This window comes from Microbacterium sp. B35-04, from assembly GCF_010634885.1.
In the GTDB taxonomy this organism is placed as follows: domain Bacteria; phylum Actinomycetota; class Actinomycetes; order Actinomycetales; family Microbacteriaceae; genus Microbacterium.
On the sequence record NZ_MWLP01000031.1, the window covers coordinates 1 to 20,992 of the forward strand.

The 20,992-nt window shown below is 69.1% G+C and carries 16 protein-coding genes; 9 read left to right on the forward strand and 7 right to left on the reverse strand.

Annotated elements, in window-relative coordinates; translation table 11 throughout:
• Positions 1–419 precede the first annotated feature (419 nt).
• Positions 420–1,427: a LacI family DNA-binding transcriptional regulator gene (locus tag B1729_RS08710; RefSeq protein WP_163617695.1), complete on the forward strand. Its 1,008-nt coding sequence runs from the start codon at positions 420–422 to the stop codon at positions 1,425–1,427.
• 4 nt (positions 1,428–1,431) lie between these two features.
• Here B1729_RS08710 and B1729_RS08715 read toward each other — a convergent pair whose 3' ends face one another.
• The gene (locus B1729_RS08715) at positions 1,432–2,103 is read right to left on the reverse strand and encodes a rhamnogalacturonan acetylesterase (protein WP_163632099.1); all 672 of its coding nucleotides are present in this window, start codon (positions 2,101–2,103) and stop codon (positions 1,432–1,434) included.
• A gap of 49 nt (positions 2,104–2,152) precedes the next feature.
• On the opposite strand from B1729_RS08715, the gene B1729_RS08720 reads away from it, so the two are divergent.
• On the forward strand, positions 2,153–3,940 hold the full coding sequence (locus tag B1729_RS08720) for an ABC transporter ATP-binding protein (protein WP_163632103.1): 1,788 nt from the start codon (positions 2,153–2,155) through the stop codon (positions 3,938–3,940).
• A gap of 324 nt (positions 3,941–4,264) precedes the next feature.
• A complete protein-coding gene (locus B1729_RS08725) occupies positions 4,265–5,365 on the forward strand; it encodes a Gfo/Idh/MocA family oxidoreductase (RefSeq protein WP_163632106.1) in 1,101 nt (366 codons plus the stop codon).
• A 109-nt stretch (positions 5,366–5,474) separates the two neighbouring features.
• On the opposite strand, the gene B1729_RS08730 is transcribed toward B1729_RS08725, so the two are convergent.
• From B1729_RS08730 to B1729_RS08755, 6 genes are all read right to left on the reverse strand, one after another.
• On the reverse strand, positions 5,475–8,198 hold the full coding sequence (locus B1729_RS08730; protein ID WP_163632110.1) for a Tat pathway signal sequence domain protein: 2,724 nt from the start codon (positions 8,196–8,198) through the stop codon (positions 5,475–5,477).
• On the reverse strand, positions 8,195–8,839 hold the full coding sequence (locus B1729_RS08735) for a DUF1961 family protein (RefSeq protein ID WP_163632113.1): 645 nt from the start codon (positions 8,837–8,839) through the stop codon (positions 8,195–8,197). Before B1729_RS08735 ends, B1729_RS08730 begins: the two co-directional genes overlap by 4 nt.
• Complete coding sequence (locus tag B1729_RS08740; RefSeq protein WP_163632116.1) at positions 8,836–9,717, reverse strand: carbohydrate ABC transporter permease; 882 nt, start codon at positions 9,715–9,717, stop codon at positions 8,836–8,838. The genes B1729_RS08735 and B1729_RS08740 overlap by 4 nt, the downstream gene beginning before the upstream one ends.
• Positions 9,717–10,688, reverse strand: a complete 972-nt coding sequence (locus B1729_RS08745; protein ID WP_204260046.1) for an ABC transporter permease subunit — start codon at positions 10,686–10,688, stop codon at positions 9,717–9,719. The genes B1729_RS08740 and B1729_RS08745 overlap by 1 nt, the downstream gene beginning before the upstream one ends.
• Before the next feature lie 68 nt (positions 10,689–10,756).
• Positions 10,757–12,304, reverse strand: a complete 1,548-nt coding sequence (locus B1729_RS08750) for an extracellular solute-binding protein (RefSeq protein ID WP_163632119.1) — start codon at positions 12,302–12,304, stop codon at positions 10,757–10,759.
• 59 nt (positions 12,305–12,363) lie between these two features.
• Complete coding sequence (locus B1729_RS08755) at positions 12,364–13,023, reverse strand: DUF624 domain-containing protein (protein WP_163632122.1); 660 nt, start codon at positions 13,021–13,023, stop codon at positions 12,364–12,366.
• Between the two features lie 427 nt (positions 13,024–13,450).
• On the opposite strand from B1729_RS08755, the gene B1729_RS08760 reads away from it, so the two are divergent.
• The 6 genes from B1729_RS08760 (at position 13,451) to B1729_RS08785 (ending at position 20,951) form a co-directional block, all read left to right on the forward strand.
• Positions 13,451–14,752: an extracellular solute-binding protein gene (locus tag B1729_RS08760; RefSeq protein ID WP_163632125.1), complete on the forward strand. Its 1,302-nt coding sequence runs from the start codon at positions 13,451–13,453 to the stop codon at positions 14,750–14,752.
• A gap of 172 nt (positions 14,753–14,924) precedes the next feature.
• Positions 14,925–15,821 (forward strand): sugar ABC transporter permease, encoded by an 897-nt coding sequence (locus tag B1729_RS08765; protein WP_204260047.1) that lies wholly within the window; start codon positions 14,925–14,927, stop codon positions 15,819–15,821.
• Positions 15,818–16,741, forward strand: a complete 924-nt coding sequence (locus B1729_RS08770) for a carbohydrate ABC transporter permease (RefSeq protein ID WP_163617706.1) — start codon at positions 15,818–15,820, stop codon at positions 16,739–16,741. The genes B1729_RS08765 and B1729_RS08770 overlap by 4 nt, the downstream gene beginning before the upstream one ends.
• A gap of 55 nt (positions 16,742–16,796) precedes the next feature.
• Positions 16,797–17,456 (forward strand): DUF624 domain-containing protein, encoded by a 660-nt coding sequence (locus B1729_RS08775; protein ID WP_239539566.1) that lies wholly within the window; start codon positions 16,797–16,799, stop codon positions 17,454–17,456.
• A gap of 50 nt (positions 17,457–17,506) precedes the next feature.
• A complete protein-coding gene (locus B1729_RS08780; RefSeq protein ID WP_163632128.1) occupies positions 17,507–19,633 on the forward strand; it encodes a beta-galactosidase in 2,127 nt (708 codons plus the stop codon).
• Between the two features lie 34 nt (positions 19,634–19,667).
• Positions 19,668–20,951, forward strand: coding sequence for an extracellular solute-binding protein (locus B1729_RS08785; protein WP_163617708.1), 1,284 nt, complete (start codon positions 19,668–19,670; stop codon positions 20,949–20,951).
• The last annotated feature ends 41 nt before the right edge of the window (positions 20,952–20,992 follow it).

The following is a 20,992-nucleotide window of genomic DNA, read 5'->3' on the forward strand; positions in this document are numbered from 1 at the left end:
CGCCGGCCGCGCCGCTTCTGCGCGTTCTGATCGAGGTTGTGGACGGCCGCCTCCTGGAAGACCGTCTGCGCCTGCGCCTGGGTGGTCATCGGACCGTGACCGGGTGGCGGACCGTCGAGGTCGCCGCCGTCTGAGCATGACGCCGTCCCATGTCACTCCTTCGTGTACGTGGTGCCGCTCCGTCGGGGGGGCGGAATCCTAGGTTCGTTGTCGAACCGCTTCGATTTCGAACCGCTTCGATTGAAGATTAGGCGCGAGCACGCCATTCGTCAAATGTCTTCCCGTAACGCCGAGGTAACGATCGCCGGCTCGCCCGGCGCGGCGACCACCGCCTGGAAAGCGCCTACCATGGTCGCAGCGGACGCGCGGGGGCGCTCGCCCCCGGTCAGGCGCCGGGTGAGAGGGACGGAACAGGCGAGATGAAGCGAGTCGGCATCCGCGATGTCGCCGAGCGCGCCGGCGTCTCGATCAGCACCGTCTCGAACGCGCTCAACCGTCCCCACATGGTCAGCGAGCGGCTGATCCATCGCGTCCGGTCGGCGGCCGACCAGCTCGGCTACGTGCCTCTGCAAGCCGCTCAGCAGCTGCGCGCGGGTCGATCGGGCCTCCTCGGCATGACGGTCATCAACATCGCCAACCCGTTCTTCGCCGACATGGTCGCCGGCGCCGAGGACGCCGCCTCGGCCGCCGGACTGCGAGTGCTCGTCGGCAACTCCGGCGACGACGCCGCCAAGGAGCGCGATCACCTCGAGCTGTTCGAGCGCGTGCAGGTCGAGGGCGCCCTGGTGAGCCCGTTCGGTCCGCTCGCGCCGTGGCTGGAGCGACTGCGCGGCCGCGGCATCCCCGTCGTCATGGTCGATGCCGTCGACGACACCGGCGAGTTGCCCTCGGTCTCCTTCGACGACATCGCCGGCGGCCGGCTCGCCGCCCAGCACCTGCTCGACGCCGGCCGCCGCCGGCTCGCCTTCGTGGGCGCCCGCGAAGAGGTTCGCCAGGTGCGCGAGCGCCTGCAGGGTGCGCGGCTCGCCGTGACGGCGCACCCCGGCGCATCGCTCGAGCCGATCTGGACGGCGCGCACCACGTCCGCGGCCGGCCTCGCATACGGCGCGGAGCTCGCGACCCGCTCCCCCGCCGACCGGCCCGACGGGATCGTCACGTCGAACGACCACCTCGCGATCGGCCTCGTGCACGGTCTCATCTCGCACGGCGTGCGGGTACCCGAGGACGTCGCCGTCGTGGGCTACGACGACATCGAGTTCGCCGCGATCGCCGCCGTGCCGCTCACCTCCGTGCGCCAGCCCGCGCGGGAGATGGGCCGCACCGCGGCCGAGATCCTCCTGGCCCGCATCGGCGGCACGGCGGGCGCCGACCTCGGCAACGTGGTCTACCAGCCGGAACTCGTCGTCCGCGCATCGACCGGCGGCTGAGCCGTCAGCTGACGAGCTGCGAGCCCTTGGCCGGCCCATCGCCGTCCCGCCGCTCGATGGCGCGCAGCGATCGGCCCACGTAGGCCGCGATCCGGCGCGCCCCCTCCTCACGGAAGTGCGTGTCGTCGGCGAGCCCGTCCGGCCACAGCGGATGCTCGCCCGGCGCGAAGTGCGACAGCAGAGCAGCGGATGCCTCGGCCCCGAGCTCCTCGTAGAGCCACGTGGTGAACACCGTCAGGTCGATGAGCGGCACGTCGAGGTCGTGCGCCAGGTCTCGGACGGCGTTGGGATAGTCGCCGTGCGTGGGAGTCACCCGGTCGCCGTCGAACCAGCGCCGCTCGACGGACGTGCACAGCACGGCGTTCGCGCCCCGGCTGCGAACGTCGTCGACCATGCCGCGCAGGTTCGCGGTGTAGCCGCCGCGCGAGGCGAGCTCGGGCAGCTTCTGGTCGTTGTGCCCGAACTGGATGACGACGGTGTCGCCGGGCTCGACGCCGTCGAGCAGGCGCGCCCACGAGCCGTCGGCGAGGAAGGACGCGGTGGTCGCCCCGCCGTAGGCGAGGTTCCGCACCGGCGCCTCGACGACGGGTGCGATATACGAGCCCCACCCCGTCATGGGCAGCTCGTCGGGCTTCGCGGGTGCGACCGTCGAGTCGCCTGCCAGGTGGTACGTCATCTTGTGCCCTTCCGGGTGCGGGTCGCGGCATCCTCGATACCATTGCATCATGACGCAGAAAGCGTTTACCGGCGCCATCCGCACGATCTCCATCGCCCAGGGCCCCCGTCCCGGACGATCGGTGCTGCGCCTGCTCGCGCGTCGTCCCGCCCGCATGGCGATCGCGATGCTCGCGTTCGCCTGCAAGGAGATCCCGCTGTGGTTCCTGCCGGTGGTGACGGCGCAGATCATCGACCTCGTCGCGACCGGCGGCGACGTGTCGACGGTGCTGATCTGGTTCAGCGTGGCGGCGGCGCTTCTCGTCCAGAACTACCCCATGCACATCGTCTACACGCGCAACTTCATGACGGTGGTGCGCGACACCGGCGCCGACCTCCGCAACGCCCTCGCCGCGCGGCTGCAGAGCCTGTCGATCGGGTACCACACGCGGGTGAGCTCCTCGATCGTGCAGACCAAGGTCGTGCGCGACGTCGAGAACGTCGAGCTCATGCTGCAGCAGGTGACGCACCCGCTGCTGTCGGCGACCATGGTGCTGATCGGCGCGATCGTCATGACGGCGATCGCCGTGCCGCAGTTCCTGCCCGTCTACGCCCTCGCGGTGCCCATCGCCCTGGGGCTGCGCGCCGCCCTCAGCCGCCGTTCGCGGGCGCGCAACGAGGTGTTCCGCCGCGAGGTCGAGGGCTTCGCGGCGCGCGTCGGTGAGATGGCCTCGCTCATCCCGGTGACCCGTGCGCACGGCCTCGAGCGCACCGCCGTCTCGCGGGTTCAGGCCGGCGCCGACGGCGTCCGCCGCGCAGGCCTCGACCTCGACATGCTCAACGGCCACGTCGCGTCGATCTCGTGGGTCGCGATGCAGCTGCTGGGACTCGGATGCCTCGTGCTCGCGGCGATCTTCGCGCTCACCGGCATCCTCCCGATCACCCCCGGCGAAGTCGTGCTGCTGTCGTCGTACTTCACGCTGCTCACGTCGGGATTGACGGCGCTGCTGATGCTCATCCCGGTCGGCGCGCGCGGGCTCGAGTCGATGCGGTCGATCTCGGAGGTGCTGCAGGAGCCCGACCTCGAGCAGAACGAGGGCAAGAGCGCGGTCGCGCAGGTGGGCGGCCACCTCGAGCTGCGACACGTGTCCCACCGCTACGACGGTGCCGACCGGGATGCCGTCCACGACGTCTCGCTCGACATCCCGCCGGGCGAGACCGTGGCGTTCGTGGGCTCGTCGGGCTCGGGCAAGTCGACGATGCTCAACCTGGTGCTCGGCTTCGTGCGCCCGACGTCCGGCCACATCCTGCTGGACGGCGCCGACATGCAGGACCTCGACCTCCGCACCGTGCGCCAGTCGGTGTCGGTGGTGCCGCAGGAGTCGGTGATGTTCGAGGGCACGATCCGCGAGAACATCGCGTACGGCCTCGACGACGTGTCGGACGAGAGGCTCCGCGCGGCGCTGCGCGACGCCAACGCCGCGGAGTTCGTCGATCGTCTGCCCGAGAACTGGGACACCGTCGTCGGCGAGCGCGGCGCGCGCCTGTCGGGCGGGCAGCGGCAGCGGCTCGCGATCGCCCGGGCACTCGTCCGCGATCCGCGGATCCTCCTCCTCGACGAGGCGACCTCGGCCCTCGACCCCGAGTCGGAGGAGCTCGTCAAAGAGGCGCTCAACCGCCTGATGAGGGGCCGCACGACCCTCGTCGTGGCGCACCGCCTGTCGACGATCCGCCAGGCCGACCGCATCGTCGTGCTCGAGCACGGCGAGGTCGTCGAGATCGGCGCCCACGACGAGCTGCTCGCGGCGCGCGGCCGCTACGCCCACCTCCACGCGACGCAGTCCGGCCTCCCTCGCTGAGTCTCGCCGCCGCGCACCCGAAGACCCACGCGCACAGTCGCCGCCGACCTGCGCGCCGGTCGCCGCCGCCCCACGCGCACGGTCGTCGCCGCCCCGCGTGCCGAGTCGCCGCCGCCCCGCGCGCCGAGATCAGGTGATTTCACCGAGGTAGGACGATCTGACGCGAAACGTCCTACGCTCGCGAAATCACCTGATGCGGCGACGATGTCGCGCGAGGGGTGCGCGTTGCACGCCGGGATAGCGCTTTCCGGCTATACCGCCTACCCTGGAGATACGGATGCCGCGGGCCGCGGCATCCGTTCCCCACCCGTCGAAGGAGCCACTGTGACCGACACCCTCCGCTGCGCCATCGTCGGAACGGGAGCGATCGCACACGCCCACGGTCAGGCAATCGCGGCGTACCCGAACGCGCAGCTCGTCGCGGTCACCGATCTCTCCCGCGATTCCGCGTCGGCATTCGCGGACGAGTTCGGCGGCCCCAAGGTGTACGAGGACCTCGACACCCTGCTCCAGGCTGAGCGTCCCGACGTCGTGCACATCTGCACTCCCCCGGTGGCGCACCGTGACCAGGCGGTCACAGCGTCGACCGCCGGCGCGCACGTCATCGTCGAGAAGCCGCCGGCACCGAGCCTCGAGGAGCTGGACGACATGCGCGCCGCTGCGTCCTCGGCGGGGCGCGAGCTCGTCGTGGTGTTCCAGCAGCGCACCGGCACCGCCGCGGCGCATGTGAAGCGCCTGCTCGACGACGGCGCGTTCGGGCGCCCGCTCATCGCGCAGTGCCAGACGCTGTGGTTCCGCGACCCCGCTTACTTCGCGGTGCCGTGGCGCGGCAAGTGGGAGACGGAGGGCGGAGGCCCGACCCTCGGACATGCGATCCATCAGATCGATCTGCTGGCCTTCCTCCTCGGAGAGTGGGAGAGCGTGCAGGCGCGGCTCTGGCGCCTCGATCGAGAGACGCAGACCGAGGATGCCTCGACCGCGACCGTCGCGTTCGCGAACGGCGCGATCGCCTCGGTCGTCACGAGCGCCGTGTCACCCCGCGAGACCAGCTCGATCCGCATCGACACGCAGCGCGCGACGATCACCGTCGACCACCTGTACGGACACGGGCACGAGAACTGGCGCATCACGCCTGCCCCCGGCTTCGAGGACCAGGCCGGCGACTGGGCACTCCCCGACTCCGAGGAGCCCAGCAGCCACGACGTGCTCATCCGCGACGTCTTCGACGCGCTGCGCAGCGGCGGGCCCCTTCCCGCGGTCGGGGATCAGCCCGCGCGGTCGTTCGAACTCGTGGCGGCGATCTACGCCTCAGCCGCCGGCGACGGCACGGTCGTGACCCCGGACGCGCTCGCCGCTCACCCCACACACCGGCGCGGCTTCGCCAGTCCGGTCGCCGATCGCCGAGGATCGGCACCGACCGGATGACCGCTGCCCGGCGAGGATGACCGCGGCCGGGCAAGGCTGACCGCGGCCGGGCGGCGATCGCCCCACTTACCCGTGGTGGGCGAAGACCGCCACCTGAACCGTGAATCCGCTACGAGCGCTCGGGTAGACGGTCGCCGATCAGGGCGAGGTTCTGGATGGCGGCGAGGCCGTACTGCGCCACGTCGTTGGTGCCGACGCTCGGCGCTTCGTCCACCGGGTTCAGCACCGCAGGACCGTCGATGCGGCTGAGCACGAAATCGCGCCTGTGCACCAGCCACTCTCCGATGCCCTCGAACGCCTGCCAGGCGGCATCCGCCATCTTCTCGTCACCCGTGCTCGCCGCGGCGTAGGCCGTCAGACGGCTGTGCGCCTGCTCGAGATGGATGCCGGTGAGCCGCTCTCCGACGACCGCCACCTGCTCCTCGGGCGAGGCGAGGTAGAGACGGCAGTACTCGAGCCACGCCTCGCGGAATCCCGGGACGTCGACCAGGTCGATGAGCTCGCTGCACACCTCGACGAGGCCGAACACGGCGCTGAGGTGCGACACCGCGACGCGGTCGCGTGTCGTGTCGAAGCGGCCTGTCTCGATGTCGTATAGCGCTTCGCCGGTGAGGAAGCCCTTCGGCAGCGCGCCGATGTCGGCCATCGTGCCCAGCAGGCGGTCGCGCGAGCGTTCGTTGCCGGTGCGCTCCCAGTCGGCGAGCCACGTCGCGGCGAGCGCTCCCCAGTCCGTGCCGAGCCCGACCGCGAGTGCACCGCGATCGGGGCGATAGGTCGCGGCATCCGTGCGCACCTTGCGCGTGGGGTCGGTGTCCACGAAGCGCTCGTCGCTGTCGCGCAGCTCGGTGAGCAGGTCGCCGACCCGCTCGTCGGCGGTGAGGAAGTAGAAGATGCGCCGATAGATCGGGCTCGAGATGCGCAGCTGCTTCGCGCTGCAGCCCCAGTGCTGCACGTTGTGGCGCGAGCCCAGGCCCTGCCAGCGGCCGAGGTGATAGACGTCGACCTCGCCGGTGTGCCGTGTCATCGCCTCCGCGAGGCGGAACACATCGGCACGCCCGGTGCGCAGGTACGAGTACCAGAGCCAGAGATCGGGAGACAGCTCGCTGTTGTCCCACGCGTAGCCGCCGACGTCGTAGCGCCACACATGCCGGTCCAGGTCGTAGGCGTGCATGACGTCACCGAAGTTCCAGAAACCGTACCAGCGGCGCTGGTCGATCTGACCGAGATAGAACTCCAGGAGGAAGTCGATGCTGTCCTCGATCTCAGCGCGCGCACTGGTCGAGCGATCGACCGGCGCCCAGTCCCCGAAGACGCCCACCGCGTGCAGGTGCGCAGGAGTGGGCTGCAGCAGCGGCGGGCGCTGCACCGCTGCGACGGCAGCGGCCGCGTCCTCGATCGCGGGGGTCGCGGCGTACGCGAAGAGCGTCAGCTCGTGGGTGCGGGCCACGCCGTGGGCATCGCCGAAGCCCGGCTCGTAGTCCTCATAGGTGATCTCGAGCCCTTCGAGCTGGGTGGCGAAATCGTCCTGTCCGAGCCCGTCGTGGTAGAACCGCACGTCCATCGGCTGCGCCTCCGGCGCATACAGCCACGCGGTGAGCTCCGCGCGGTCCTCGGTCGCGCGCCGGAGGTCGAGCTGGCCCGGATGCGACTGCCAGAACGAGCGGATGCCGATCCCGAACCCGCCCGTGGGGTCGCTGATCGCGACGTAGCCTTCCGCGCGGGTGCCGGCGCCGGCGTCGATCCACGCGTGCCCGGGCGCGGTGCGCTTGCGGATGCCGAACCCGTCGGCGCTGAGCTGCGTGAGGGTTAGATCGCCCCATGCCGGGATGAGCTCGAGACGCTCGGACACCTGCGGGTTCCACTGCGCGAGCGGCGGGGTGGCCACACCCCGGACCTGCGCGGCGCGCACCTCGGTGCCCGGGTCACGGCGAAGGCCCGTGAGGCCGCGGACGGCCTCGGCGAAGAAGCCGCCGTCCGCGCCGGCGAGCCGCACATGACGATCGTGCAGCGGTGCCCGCAGCGGAACATCCGCGCGTACGCCGAGCCCCGCGAGGAAGTCGTGTTCGGCGTCGCCGTTCCACACGAGGCTGTGGACCAGTCGCACCTCGGCCGCTCCCGCCATGACCACGAAGCGGACCGTGAACGGCAGCCATGCGCGCTCGGCGTCTTCCTGCTGGTGGACGCCCTCGACGCGCACGACAGCGCGCACGGGACCGTCCTGCTCGACCTCGACCGTCGTGACCCGCGATCGGAAGCGGCGCCGGGGGGCCGACCCGCCGTCTTCGCGCACCTCGTCCTGCAGCAGGCTCACGAGGCGGACGTCCTCCGAGACCGTGCGCCCGTCGCGCACGAGCCGCCGCGCGATCGTGTCGACGGGACCGTGCTCGGGCCGCGCGAAGGCGATCTCGATTGTCCCGTTGGCCACGACGACTTCGGCATCGTCGTGGCGGACCGTGACGCGAGGTGCGGACGAGTCCTGCCCGCTCGCCCGCTCGCCGGCCGACAAGGACGCCGCGGCCCCCGAGACGACCTCGTATTCGACCGGCGCCTGCATGGCGCCGATCGCGACGCCCGCCCACTTGACCGAGCCGTCGGGCCACGTCGCGAGCGGCCAGAACTGCGCGGCCACCTCGGCGCCTCGGCCTGAGTCCTCTGCCCCTGCATCCGCCCCGGAGCCTGTCGGGGGCCCTGCGATCTCGCGCAGCCTCAGCCGCGCGACGGAGTCGACCGCGCCCCGAGGCAGCGGCACCCCCCAGGTCGCGCCGCCGGAGAGCCGGTCGGGCGGAGCGTCGTCGAGCCAGCGAAGGGGGACACGGACAGCGGAGCCGGTCACAGCGAGTGAACCTCCAGGTTGCGATAGCGGGCGACGAGGGGAGACATCTGGCGGAAGCCGATCCGTCCCTCGCGGATGCGTGGACCGGTCGACTCGTCGTCGGTCCAGGAGAAGAGCGGCAGCCCGTCGATCGAGAACGCGACGCTCTCGGCGTCCTTGACGACCTCGATGCGGTAGAACGCGTCACGCGCGTCGACCACGGGCGGCAGCGGGTCTGCGCCCTGGCACACCAGATGGAACCCGGGCGATTTCCGCAGGTTGCACGTGTGGAAGGCCCGTTCGTCCTCCCACCGGCGCCGGAAGTACGACACGTGCAGCGTCCGCACGTCGCTCGAGTGGTACTGCGGGTATGCGCCCGAGCGCGCCGCGACGCCTTCGTCGAAGATGCTGCCGCCGTCGACCGCCGTCGCACCGAAGAACAGCATCGCGAGCCCCGGCTCCTCACGGGGCGAGAACTCCCACGTGATGCGGATCCGGTCGCCGAACACCTCCGGGCACCACAGCGTCCAGTGGTCGTCGAAGCCGCCCGAGCTCGACAGGCTCACCCCGCCGTCGTCCGCTCGGACGGCGACCGGTCCCTCTGCCACCCATCCCTGCAGATGGGATGCCGCGGCGAGCGGATTGCGGTAGAGCAGCGTCATCCCTTCACCGATCCGATGAGCATCCCCTTCGCGAAGTGCTTCTGCAGGAAGGGGTAGAAGAGCACGATCGGCAGCGTCGCGACGATGATGACCGCGAACTTGATGCCCTGCGCGGGCGGCAGCTGCGTCGGATCCTGCTCCACGACTGACAGGTCGGTCGCGACGGTCACCTGACGCAGGAACATCTGCAGCGTCCACATCGAGTTGTCGTTGAGGTAGAGCAGCGGCGACATGAAGTCGTTCCAGATCCCGACCGCGTAGAACAGCGCGAACGTCGCGAGGACCGGCTTCGACAGCGGCAGCACGATGTTCCACAGCGTCTGCAGCTCGTTCGCGCCGTCGATCTTCGCGGACTCCTCCAGTTCGGCGGGAAGCTGCTGGAAGAAGTTCTTGATGATGATGAGGCTGAACGGGTTGATCGCCATCGGGAGGATCAGCGCCCAGTAGTTGTTGAGCAGGCCGAGGTCCTTCACCACCAGGAACGTCGGGATCATGCCGCCCCCGAACACCATGGTGAAGACGATGAGTGAGAGGATCACACGGCCGCCCGGCAGGTTGGCCTTGCTCAGCGGATAGGCCATCGTCGCGGTCAGCGCCAACTGGACCGCGGTGCCCACGGCCGTCACCGCGATCGTCGTGATGAGTGCCCGGATGAAGGCGGGGCTCGTGAAGATCGCCTCGTACGCGTCGAGCGAGAACGTCTCCGGCCACAGGAAGAAGGAGCGCGTCGCCAGTTCGGCCTCCGTCGCGAACGACCCTGCGAGGACGTAGACGAAGGGCACGAGCGCGACGATGCCGATCCCGATCAGGAGCACGACGTTGAACACGTCGAACACGCGGCCGGCGGGAGTGTTGAACCGGTACTTCTCGCGAGCCATCAGAAGATCCCTACCTGGTTGAAGCGCTTGGCGACCCAGTTCGCCCCGAAGATGAGCACGACCCCGACGACCGCCTTGAACAGGCCGACGGCGGTGCTGTAGCTGTAGGAGCCCTGCGTGATGCCCATGAAGTAGACGTAGGTGTCGAAGACGTCGGCCACCGAACGGTTGAGCGAGTTGGTCATCAGGTAGATCTGCTCGAACCCGGTGTTGAGGATCTGCCCCATCTGCAGCACGAGCATGACGATGATCGTGGGCATGATCGAGGGGATCGTGATGTGCCATACCCGCTGGAAGCGGCCCGCGCCGTCGATGATCGCGGCCTCGTACTGCGCCTGGTCGACGCCCGCGAGGGCCGCCAGGAAGATGATGGTCCCCCACCCGGTGTTCTTCCAGATGTCCTGCAGGACGATGATCGGCCGGAACCAGGCCGGATCGGCCAGGAAGTTGATGTCGGTGCCGAGAATGCCGTTGACCAGCTGGAACAGCGGGCCGATGTCGAGAGCGAACAGCAGGTAGGTCAATGACGCGACCACGGTCCACGACAGGAAGTGCGGCACGTAGATGAGCGTCTGCGTCGTGCGCTTGAGGATCGTCACGCGCATCTCGTTGAGCAGCAGCGCCACGATGATCGTCAGCGGAAACGCGATCAGCAGCGACAGCAGGGCGAGGATGATCGTGTTCCCGAGCAGACGCGGGAAGTCAGGGCTCGCGAAGAAGTCCTCGAAGTGCGCGAATCCGACCCAGGGGCTGTCGGCGATCCCGAGGAAGGGGACGTAGTCCTTGAAGGCGATGATCGCGCCGTACATCGGCCAGTACCGGAACAGCAGGAAGTAGACGATGCCGGGTAGGAGCAGAAGGTAGAGCCACTTGAACTGCGTGAAGTGCACGCGCACGCCGCGACGGCGCCGGCTCTGCTTCTGGACGGTCAGCGTCTCGGTCGCCGTGACGGCGGTGTCGAGCATTGCCATGGGTGGGGCCTCTCGGTCAGCGCCGGGGATGACGGGCGCGCAGGCGCCCGCCATCCCCGGCCCGGCGATCAGGAGTCGGCGTTGGCCAGCTCGTTGATCTCGGCGATGATGTCGTCGCCGCCGCTGGAGCGCCACAGTTCGATGGCGTCCTCGAGCCCGTCGAGGTCGATCTGACCGGCGATGTACTGGATGCGCGCATCGGCGACGATGGTGTCCAGCTGCGCGCCCTTCGAGACGTATGTCGGCGACACGTACGGCGCTGCCGGGTCGAACTGCGCCGATTCGAGGTCGGACGCCTCGATCTGCTTGCGCTTGTCGTACATCTCCTGCTCGTAGTCCGACGGCTGCTTGGGCAGATACCCCTGGAAGCCGTTGACGTTCATGCCGAGCTGGGCGTAGGCGCCGACGGTGTCCTTCAGCGCCTGCGGCACGTCGTCCACCGCGACGGCGAGATCGCCGTCGAGGGTGTAGGTGACGTCTTCGATGCCGTTGTTGAGGATCGGCCCCGCCTCTGCCGAGTTGAGCTCGTTCAGCACCTCGAGCACGCCCCGCAGCTCCTCCTCGGTGCGCACCTGAGCCTTGGGGACCGCGAGGAAGCCGCTGTAGCCCGAAGTGGGCAGTGCGTACAGCTCGCCGTCAGGCCCGGTCAGGTTGCCCGTGACGTCGACGAAGTTCTCGAAGTTCTCGGGGTCCGACTGCTTGACCAGGCTGATCAGCTGGCCGACACGCGAGTGGACGTCGATGATGATGCCGCCCTTGCCGGTGAGGAACGGCTCGTTCCACTTCGCCGAGTCGAACGTCGCGTAGTCGGGGTTCACGACACCCTCCTCGACCAGCTGCCGCTCGAACTGCACGGCCTCGAGCCACTCGTCGGTCGTGAAGTTCGGCACGAGCTCGTCGTCGCGCTCGGTCCAGCGGGTGCCTGCGCCGTACCAGGTCTCGATCGCATCCCACGGGCTGTTGGTGCCGATGGTGCCGGGCCACTTCGGGATGATGAGACCGTAGGTGTCGTCCGCGCCGTTGCCGTCGGGGTCGTCCTCGGTGAAGGCCTTCGCGATCTCGTAGAGGTCCTCGGTCGTCTCGGGCAGCTCGAGTCCTACGTTCTCGAGCCAGTCCTTGCGGATGATGACGGCTTCGCGCATGACATCGCGCGCGCGGAAGATTCCGTAGACCTTGCCGTTCACGCTCGACGCCCGCTGCACCTCGGGGAAGGTGGTCTTGAGGTTCTCGTAGTCGTCGAGATATTCGGTCAGATCCCAGAACGCGCCCGCCTCCGCGTTGCGGACGAACCCGGGGTCCTTGCCCTGGATCACCATGACCTGAGGAAGATCGTCGCCGGCGAGCGTGATGTTGACCTTGTCGCCGTAGGAGGCGTTCGGCACCCACGTCATGTCCAGGTCGACGCCGATGACATCCTCGAGGGCGGTCTCGATCTCGTTCTCCTCCTCGGGGGCGTTGGTGCTGAGGAACGGCGCCATGATCGACAGGCTCTCGAGCTTCGCGGCATCCGTGCTGGTCGCATCATCGTCGCCGGTGCTGCTTCCGGAGCAGCCGGTGAGGGCGAGGGCGGCGACGACGGCGATGCCGACGCCGACGAGCGGCTTGCTGTGGTTCATTGCAGGAACTCCTTCGTTCGGGGTGGGGGTTTTTCTCTGGGGGAGGTGGGCGGAGAGGATCAGGAAGAGGGGGATGCCGCGACGGCACGGTCGGCGACGGCGCGGTCGTTGGCGGTGAAGAACGAGATGCACAGGACTGTGCTGAGGGTCAGCCACGCCCCCACCGTCAGGAAGGGGACCACGCCGGGAAGGATGCTGGCGACCGCCGCGATCGCGACGACGCCCAGCAGGAGCAGCACCACGTGGAGAAGGTTGCGCATCGCCCAGCGGCTGGCGGTGAGGAGGTAGGCGCCGAGCGGCAGTTCGTAGTGCACGTACAGCGGGACCGAGACAGCCGTGATCACGAAGGCTGCGGCCAGGGCGACGACGGTCGAGATACCGAGCACCGAGCCGAGGGCCCCGGCTGCGAGCTGCCCGGCGACGCCGACCGCCAGCATCCCGGTCACGAGGAATCCGACACCGAGCGCGACGTTCGACTTCCGCAGGTCGCCCCGCCATGCGGCGGCGAAGGTCCGTGCCACCGGGAACACCTCGCCGCGCAGGCGGCGCCGTGTGACGTGGGCGGCGGCGGTGCTCGAGGGCACGATGCCGAACACGATTCCTCCGGCGAAGGCGAACACCCACCACAGTGCGTTGACGTACGCCATCCACCACACCCAGTCGAAGACGGCGTGAGCACGCACGGCCCACGTCGGCACGGCAGGCGCAGACTCCGTCATCACATCTCCATCGTTGTGGGCGAGGGCGCTGGCCATGGAATACGTTTTCCCGGGCCAAGCCACGAGTACCGTAAACCGCCGCCGCGAGCGGAGTCAACTCCATGCACCTCCAGAAGTGAAACGTCTCATGCAAATCTCAGAAACGTTTCGTGGCCTCCGCACCGGCCGGATCCCGTGGCGCAGCTCGGGCGGCGGGCCGGGGACTGGGACCGTGCACGGCCCCGCCGGCAAAGGCCGGGTACGCCGTTACTGAATCGTTCTAATTTCTCGGGATGATGGCTTGCGAAACGTTTTTAGACGAGGTACCGTAGCGGGCAAGCGCTTTCCAGCACCGCATGATCCGCACCCGGATGCGCCCACACCGCACTCACAGACGACGAACGTCTCCCGCGGACAGCGAACGCAGACGTTCACAAGGAGGACAAGGATGTTCAGCAAGAAGCGGGCACTCGCCGTAGCCGCGATCGCGGCCGGCGCAGCCCTGGTGCTGGCCGGCTGCGCCGGCGGCAGCGAAGAAGCCCCCGACGCGGCCCCCACGTTCGACCCGAACGAGGAGGTCACCCTCGACCTCGCGTTCTGGGGCAACGACGTGCGCGCCGACCTCTACAACCAGGCGATCGACGCGTTCAACGAGGAATACCCCAGCATCACGGTCAACGCCACGTTCCTGACCTTCCCCGAGTTCTGGGAGAAGCGGCAGACCGAGGCGGCCGGCGGGAACCTCCCCGACGTGATGCAGTTCGACTACTCGTACCTGCGTCAGTACTCCGAGAACAACCTGCTGCTCGATCTCGACCCCTACCTCGGCAACATCATCGAGACCGACCCGCTGCCGGAGAACATCCTCGACATCGGCGTCGTCAACGACACGACCTACGGCATCACCACCTCCACCAACGCGTGGGGCCTCTTCACCAACCCGGTCCTCCTCGAGAAGGCCGGCGTCGCGGAGTTCGAAGGCGGCAGCTGGGAGGACTACGCCGAGTGGATGGGCGAGGTCACCGACGGCGGCGGCGGCGAGTTCTGGGGTGGTGCCGACTTCACCGGCCGCATCCAGAACTTCGAGCTGCAGCTGCGCTCCGAGGGCGAGAACCTCTTCAACGAGGACGGCACGCCCGGCTTCGACGAGGAGCGCCTGACGGAGTTCTGGGAGTCCGGCCAGGACATCCGGGACGGCATCGGCATCCCGCAGCAGCGTGTCGAGGAGGTCGCCCCGAAGGGCGCCTTCGACAGCGCGCTGACCGCCAGCGAGCTGACGTGGGACAACTTCGGCGCCGGCTACCTCGCGGGCCTCGGCGCGGACTACACCGAGCTCGGCCTGATCGCTCCTCCGGTGACGGAGGAAGGCGCGAAGGACCTCTACCTGAAGCCCTCGATGCTCCACACCATCTCGGCCAGCACGGAGCACCCGGAGGCGGCGGCGACGCTCGTCAACTTCCTCGTGAACTCTCCCGAGTCGGGCGAGATCTTCGGCACCAACCGCGGCCTGCCGGCCTCGGAGACCGCCCTCGACGCCGCGGAGCTCGACCCGCTGAGCCAGCAGGTCAAGGAATACGAGGCCTCGATCGCCGACCGCCTGGGCGACGCCCCGCCGGTGCCGATCGTCGGCTACGGCACCCTGGAGGAGAAGTTCCGCCAGCTGGGCACCGAGCTCAGCTTCGGCACGGTCACGGTGGATGACGCGGTCTCGCAGTTCTTCGCCGAGATGGACGTCGTCCTCAACCAGTGACACCGTTCGGGTCCGGGCGTACGATGCGCCCGGACCCGGAACACCACTCCATGAATCTGTATCGGAGAGTCTCGTGAGCACCACAGCGACCAGAGTCATCGTGACCGGTGAGAAGTCCTCGCGTCGGTCCTTGTTCCGCAGGTCCCGGCCGGAGCGGGTGGATCGTCCGGGCATGCGACAGCGTGCCGTGAAAGAGACGGTCGCCGGTTACGGGTTCCTCGTGCCGTGGCTGGTGGGATTCTTCGGGCTCACGCTGATCCCGATGGCGTACTCGCTGTACCTGTCGTTCACGAGCTACAACATCTTCTCGCCGCCGAAGTGGATCGGCTTCGACAACTACATCCGCATGTTCACGTCGGACCCGGCGTTCATCCAGTCCGCGCAGATCACCCTGATCTACGTGGTCGTCGGCACCCCGATCACCCTCGCCGCGGCTCTCGCCGTTGCGATGCTGCTGAACTACCGCGACAAGGGCGCCGGGTTCTTCCGCTCCGCGTTCTACGCCCCGTCGCTGATCGGCGGATCGGTCAGCGTCGCGATCGTGTGGCGGGCGATGTTCGCCTCCGATGGCCCGGTCGACACCTCGCTGTCGGCGATCGGGATCGACCTGGGCGGCTGGATCGGCAACCCGGCTCTGGTGCTGCCCGCGATGATCCTGCTGGCGATCTGGCAGTTCGGCGCCACGATGGTCATCTTCCTCGCCGGCCTGAAGCAGATCCCTAAAGAGCTCTACGAGGCGGCAGAGATGGACGGCGCCGGGCCCTGGCACCGGTTCCGCGCCGTCACCCTGCCGATGCTCAGCCCCGTGATCTTCTTCAACCTGCTGCTCGGCCTGATCGGCGCCTTCCAGGTGTTCGCATCGGCCTACATCATCTCGAACGGCACCGGCGGCCCCGCCGGCATGACCAACTTCATCACCCTGTACCTCTACAAGCGCGGCTTCAGTGACGGCCAGATGGGCTACGCCGCCGCCATCGCCTGGGTGCTGCTGATCGTCGTCGCCGTCATCGCCTTCATCCTCTTCCGCACCCAGCGCAGCTGGGTCCACTACGCCGGAGACAACCGATGAGCACCACAAGTTTCGGCGAGCCCGCCATCGCGACCCTCGAGAACCAACTCGACGCGACACCCCGCGCCCCCCGCCGCAAAGTCAAGCGCAAGACCTGGCAGACCGCGATCTGGTTCATCGTGCTCATCGCGGTGACCGCGGTCGTGCTCTACCCGCTGGTGTGGCTGCTGTTCTCCACGTTCAAGCCGAACAGCGAGTTCGGCTCGAACATGGGCCTCCTCCCGAACGCGCCCACCATCGACAACTACACGAAGGTGTTCGAAGGCATCGCCGGAGTGCCGATGTGGCGGTTCTTCCTGAACTCGTTCATCATCGCCGCCGGCTCCGTGATCGGCGTGCTGCTGTCCTCGTCGTTGGCCGCCTACGCGTTCGCCCGCATCCAGTTCAAGGGCCTCAGCGTCCTGTTCGCCGCGATGATCGGCACCCTGCTGCTGCCGTTCCACGTCGTGATCATCCCGCAGTACATCATCTTCAACAATCTCGACATGATCGACACGTTCTGGCCGCTGCTGCTGCCGAAGTTCCTCGCCACCGAGGCGTTCTTCGTGTTCCTGCTCGTCCAGTTCATCCGCCAGATGCCCCGCGACATGGACGAGGCGGCCCGCATCGACGGCGCCGGCCATGTCCGCATCTTCTGGTCGATCATCCTGCCGCTGATCAAGCCGGCCCTGATCACGTGCTCGATCTTCGCGTTCATCTGGGCGTGGAACGACTTCCTCGGACCGCTGCTTTACCTCACCAGCCCCGAGAACTATCCGCTTCCCATCGCGCTGCGCCTCTACAACGACCAGACCTCGGTCAGCGATTACGGCGCCACGGTCACCGCGTCCTTCATCGCGCTCATCCCCGTCCTCCTCTTCTTCCTGGTGTTCCAGCGCTTCCTCGTCGACGGCGTCGCCACCCAGGGCCTGAAGGGCTGACGGGCGGCAAGCGCCCACCGCCGTTTCGCACGACTCACCACACGCACGAGAAGGGATGCCGCAGCTCATGGACCGCAAGACACTCCGCGCCGCACGCCGGGCCGACGCGTCCGGCAGCGGGCCCACGCTCGAAGAGCGCGACCCTGCCCGCTACCCGGGTGCGAAGGGGGCCTTCGCGCTGTTCGGCGAGGTGCTGCTCACCGGCCTGCTCGTCACCGTCGCGGGTCTGCTGGTCGTGACCCTGCCTGCGGCACTGGCCGCCGGCATCCGTCATCTGCGTCGCTATGCCGGCGCGGAGCAGTCGCACGTCCGCACGTTCTGGCAGGACTGGCGCAGGGCGCTGCCCGGTGGGGTCGTGGTCGGAGTCGTCGGCGTGGCGCTCGCCGTGCTGCTGCTGCTCGACATCGACCTCGCGAACTCCGGCGCACTCCCCGGCGGCCCCCTCATCGCCGTGATCGGCTGGGCCGGACTGCTGACAGCGGCGGTCTCACTGCTGCTGGCAGCGGGAGCCTGGACCCCCGAACGCGGCTGGCGACCGGCGGTCCGCGGCATCCCGTCGTCGATCGCACGGGACCCGATCGGAGCCACGTATCTCGCCGCCGCGGCGGTGCTGGTCGTCGTCATGACCTGGATGCTCGCCCCGCTCATCGTCGCGGGCCTGGGCTGCGCCGCCTTCGCCGTCATGGCGGTCCCCGCCCGGCGCGGCCGCCGCTGAACCCCACCGACCGAATCACCTGTCACCGAAGCCAGAAGAAGGAGCTCGACGTGCTGTACGGCGCCGACTACAACCCCGACCAGTGGCCGGAGGAGGTGTGGGACGAGGACGTCCGCCTCATGCAGCAGGCCGGCGTCAACATCGTCAGCCTCGGCATCTTCGCGTGGTCGCGCATCCAGCCCTCCGAGGACGTGTGGGACTTCGCCTGGCTCGACACCGTCATCGGCAAGCTGCACGCGGGCGGCATCGCTGTCAACCTCGCGACGGCGACCGCCTCTCCCCCGCCGTGGGTGAGCGCGACGTACCCCGAGACCCTCCCGGCCGACGAGTCGGGCGCCTCCTACTGGCCCGGCAGCCGACAGCACTTCGCGCCGTCGTCGCCCACCTACCGGCGCCTGGCCGGCGAACTGGTGCGCCGCCTCGCCGAGCGCTATGCGGAGCACCCGGCCGTGGTGATGTGGCACGTCGGCAACGAGTTCGGCTGCCACCTCTGGATGGACTTCTCGGATGCCGCGCGCGACGCGTACCGCGGGTGGCTCGAGAAGCGGTACGCCACCATCGACGCACTGAACGATGCGTGGGGCACGAGCTTCTGGTCGCAGCGCTACGGCGGCTTCGACGAGATCTTCCCGCCGCGCCTCGCCCCGTACAGCCACAACCCGTCGTCGATGCTCGACTGGCGCCGCTTCACGAGCGACATGCTGCTCGAGTGCTACCTGATGGAGCGCGAGATCCTGCTGGCGGCCGGCGCGACGCAGCCGATCACGACGAACTTCATGGGTCCGTTCAAGCCCGCCGACTACCGCAAGTGGGCGCCGCACATGGACGTCATCGCCGACGACTGCTACCCCGATCCGGCGAACCCGCATCGCGTGCGCGACGCCGCGTTCCAGCGGGATCTGATCCGCTCGCTCAAGCCCGGCGTGCCGTGGCTGCTCTGGGAGCAGGCGACGGATGCCGTCAACTGGCGTCCCGCGAATGCCGGCAAGCAGCCGGGGGCGCTGATGGCCGAGACGGCGCAGTCCGTGGCACGCGGCGCCGACGGCATCATGTTCTTCCAGTGGCGGCAGTCCCGCGCCGGAAGCGAGAAGTTCCACTCGGCGATGCTTCCGCACGCGGGCACCGAGACCCGGACCTGGAACGCGGTCACCGACCTCGGCGCTCGCCTGGGTGCTCTCCCTGAGCTGCCCGCACCGGGCCGTGACGCCCAGGTCGCCCTGGTGTTCGACTGGGAGAACTGGTGGGCCGTCGAGGAGCGCGACCACCCGACGCAGATCGACTACCTCGCGCTGATCCTGGAGTGGTACGGCGCGTTCCACGCGCGCAACATCCAGGTCGACATCGTGGGACCCGAAGAGGTGGACCGCGCCTACGACCTGGTCGTCGCACCGGCGCTCTACCTGCTGCGCGATGAGGGCGCCGCGGCGCTGACCCGGTTCGTCGAGGACGGCGGCACGCTGCTCACCGGCCCCTTCACCGACATCGTCGACGCGCACGACCAGTTCCGCGACGGCGGGTTCCTGACCCAGCTGGGCCCCGTGCTCGGTCTGCGCTTCGAGGACTTCGGCGCGCTCGCCGGCGCTGCCGTGAGCGCCAGCGGCGTGGGCGGCCTCAAGGCCGAAACCGCCGCGGTACCGGGCGCCGGAGCCGTGGCCGGTGCCGAGGCGACGTTCCGGCTCGGGGGCGCCGCGCAGTCCGGCCGGCTCGTCGCCGAGTCCGTGCACGCGACCGGTGCGTCGGTCGTGGCGGCGTTCGACTCCGGGCTCCAGGCCGGCGCGCCGGCACTGACCCGCCACCGGTTCGGCGCCGGCGAGGCCTGGTACGTCGCGACCCAGCCCGTCGGCAACTCGCCTTCAGCCGCCGGGACCGCCCCCGACGCGCTCGACGCCGTCGTCGCGGCCGTGGTCGAGGCATCCGGTGTCCGCCCCGTCGTCGAGGGCCTGCCCGCCGGCGTCGAGGCCGCTCGTCGCGGCGATCTCGTCACGCTCATCAACCACGGCGACGCCCGCGTCGAGATCGCGATCGAGTGCACGGATGCCGAGACCGGCCGTGCCGTCGAGCGCGTGGCGCTCGACGCCCAAGGCGTCGCCTTCCTCCTCGCACCCGCCGCTGTCCCGCCCGCCCTCGCCACGCCCGCCGCCGAACCCTCGGCGCGCGAGTCCGTGCCGAGCTTCTGACCTCCCCCACTTCCCTTCGAGACTGGAGACCTCCATGCCCGCACCCCGTCTGCTCGCAGCAGCCGCCCTCACCGCGAGCGCCGCGCTCGTCCTCGCCGGCTGCGCCGGCGGCGCGTCCGACGACGCCGCCGACGCGTTCGACCCCGACGAGGAGGTCACGCTCGACTTCGCGTTCTGGGGCAACGACGACCGCGCCACCCGTTACAACGACCTGATCGCGGCGTTCAACGAGGAGTACCCGAACATCACGATCAACACCTCGTTCACCGACTTCCCGAGCTTCTGGGAGAAGCGGCAGACCGAGGCCGCGGGCGGTGGGCTCCCCGACGTCTTCCAGTTCTCCGACAGCTACCTGCGCCAGTACGGCGAGTCCGGCAATCTGCTCGACCTCGCCGAGGTGTCGGACCAGATCGACACGACGACGTTCGAGGAGTCGCTCCTCGGCACCGGTGCGCTCGACGGCGTGCAGTACTCGCTCCCCACCGGTTACAGCCTGTGGGCCAACTTCGTCAACGACGACCTCGTCGCCCAGGCGGGCGTCGAGACGCCCGAGGCCGGCACGAGCTTCGCCGACTTCGACGAGTGGATGGCCTCGGTCACCGACGCCACCGGCGGCACCGTGTACGGCGGCACCGACTACACCCAGCGCATCCAGGTGTTCGAGCTCGTGCTCCGCGCCGACGGCGGCAACCTCTACACCGACGACGGCGAGCTCGGCTTCACCGAGGACGAGCTCCGCGAGTTCTGGGAATCGGGTGCAGAGATCCGCGACGGCGTCACCGTGCCGCAGCAGAAGCTCGAGGAGCTCTCGCCCAAGTCGGGCTTCGGCGCCGCGATCACGGCGAGCGAGATGAGCTGGAGCAACTTCCTGGGCGGCTACCTCGCCGATTCGGGCGCTTCGTCGATCTCGATCGTCGCTCCCCCGACCGCGAAGGAGGGCTCGCAGGACCTCTACCGACAGGCCGGCCTGCAGGTCGCGATCGCGAAGAACACCGAGCACCCCGAGGCCGCTGCCCTGTTCCTCGACTTCGTCGTGAACAGCCCCGAGGCCGGCGAGATCTTCGGCACCACGCTCGGGTTCCCGGCCTCGTCGTCGAAGCTCGAGGGCGCGACCCTCGAAGGCCCCGACAAGCAGGTGGCCGACTACATCGAGTCGGCGGCCGACCGCATCGGCGATGCCCCGCCGGTTCCGGTCGTCGGCTACGGCTCGCTCGAGCAGACCTTCTGGGACCTCGGCAAGTCGATCGGTCTCGGCGCCCTCTCGGTCGACGACGCCGTGACGCAGTTCTTCGCAGAGGCCGACGCCATCCTCGGCTGAGACTCTCGAAGCCTGAGCCTGACCGATTCGACGGATGCCGC

What these genes read in the sequence shown, in the direction of transcription:
- B1729_RS08710 (WP_163617695.1), top strand. Translation starts at nt 420, where the DNA reads ATGAAGCGAGTCGGCATCCGCGATGTCGCCGAGCGCGCCGGCGTCTCG.
- B1729_RS08715 (WP_163632099.1), bottom strand. Translation starts at nt 2,103, where the DNA reads ATGACGTACCACCTGGCAGGCGACTCGACGGTCGCACCCGCGAAGCCC.
- B1729_RS08720 (WP_163632103.1), top strand. Translation starts at nt 2,153, where the DNA reads ATGACGCAGAAAGCGTTTACCGGCGCCATCCGCACGATCTCCATCGCC.
- B1729_RS08735 (WP_163632113.1), bottom strand. Translation starts at nt 8,839, where the DNA reads ATGACGCTGCTCTACCGCAATCCGCTCGCCGCGGCATCCCATCTGCAG.
- B1729_RS08740 (WP_163632116.1), bottom strand. Translation starts at nt 9,717, where the DNA reads ATGGCTCGCGAGAAGTACCGGTTCAACACTCCCGCCGGCCGCGTGTTC.
- B1729_RS08745 (WP_204260046.1), bottom strand. Translation starts at nt 10,688, where the DNA reads ATGGCAATGCTCGACACCGCCGTCACGGCGACCGAGACGCTGACCGTC.
- B1729_RS08750 (WP_163632119.1), bottom strand. Translation starts at nt 12,304, where the DNA reads ATGAACCACAGCAAGCCGCTCGTCGGCGTCGGCATCGCCGTCGTCGCC.
- B1729_RS08755 (WP_163632122.1), bottom strand. Translation starts at nt 13,023, where the DNA reads ATGACGGAGTCTGCGCCTGCCGTGCCGACGTGGGCCGTGCGTGCTCAC.
- B1729_RS08760 (WP_163632125.1), top strand. Translation starts at nt 13,451, where the DNA reads ATGTTCAGCAAGAAGCGGGCACTCGCCGTAGCCGCGATCGCGGCCGGC.
- B1729_RS08765 (WP_204260047.1), top strand. Translation starts at nt 14,925, where the DNA reads ATGCGACAGCGTGCCGTGAAAGAGACGGTCGCCGGTTACGGGTTCCTC.
- B1729_RS08770 (WP_163617706.1), top strand. Translation starts at nt 15,818, where the DNA reads ATGAGCACCACAAGTTTCGGCGAGCCCGCCATCGCGACCCTCGAGAAC.
- B1729_RS08775 (WP_239539566.1), top strand. Translation starts at nt 16,797, where the DNA reads ATGCCGCAGCTCATGGACCGCAAGACACTCCGCGCCGCACGCCGGGCC.
- B1729_RS08785 (WP_163617708.1), top strand. Translation starts at nt 19,668, where the DNA reads ATGCCCGCACCCCGTCTGCTCGCAGCAGCCGCCCTCACCGCGAGCGCC.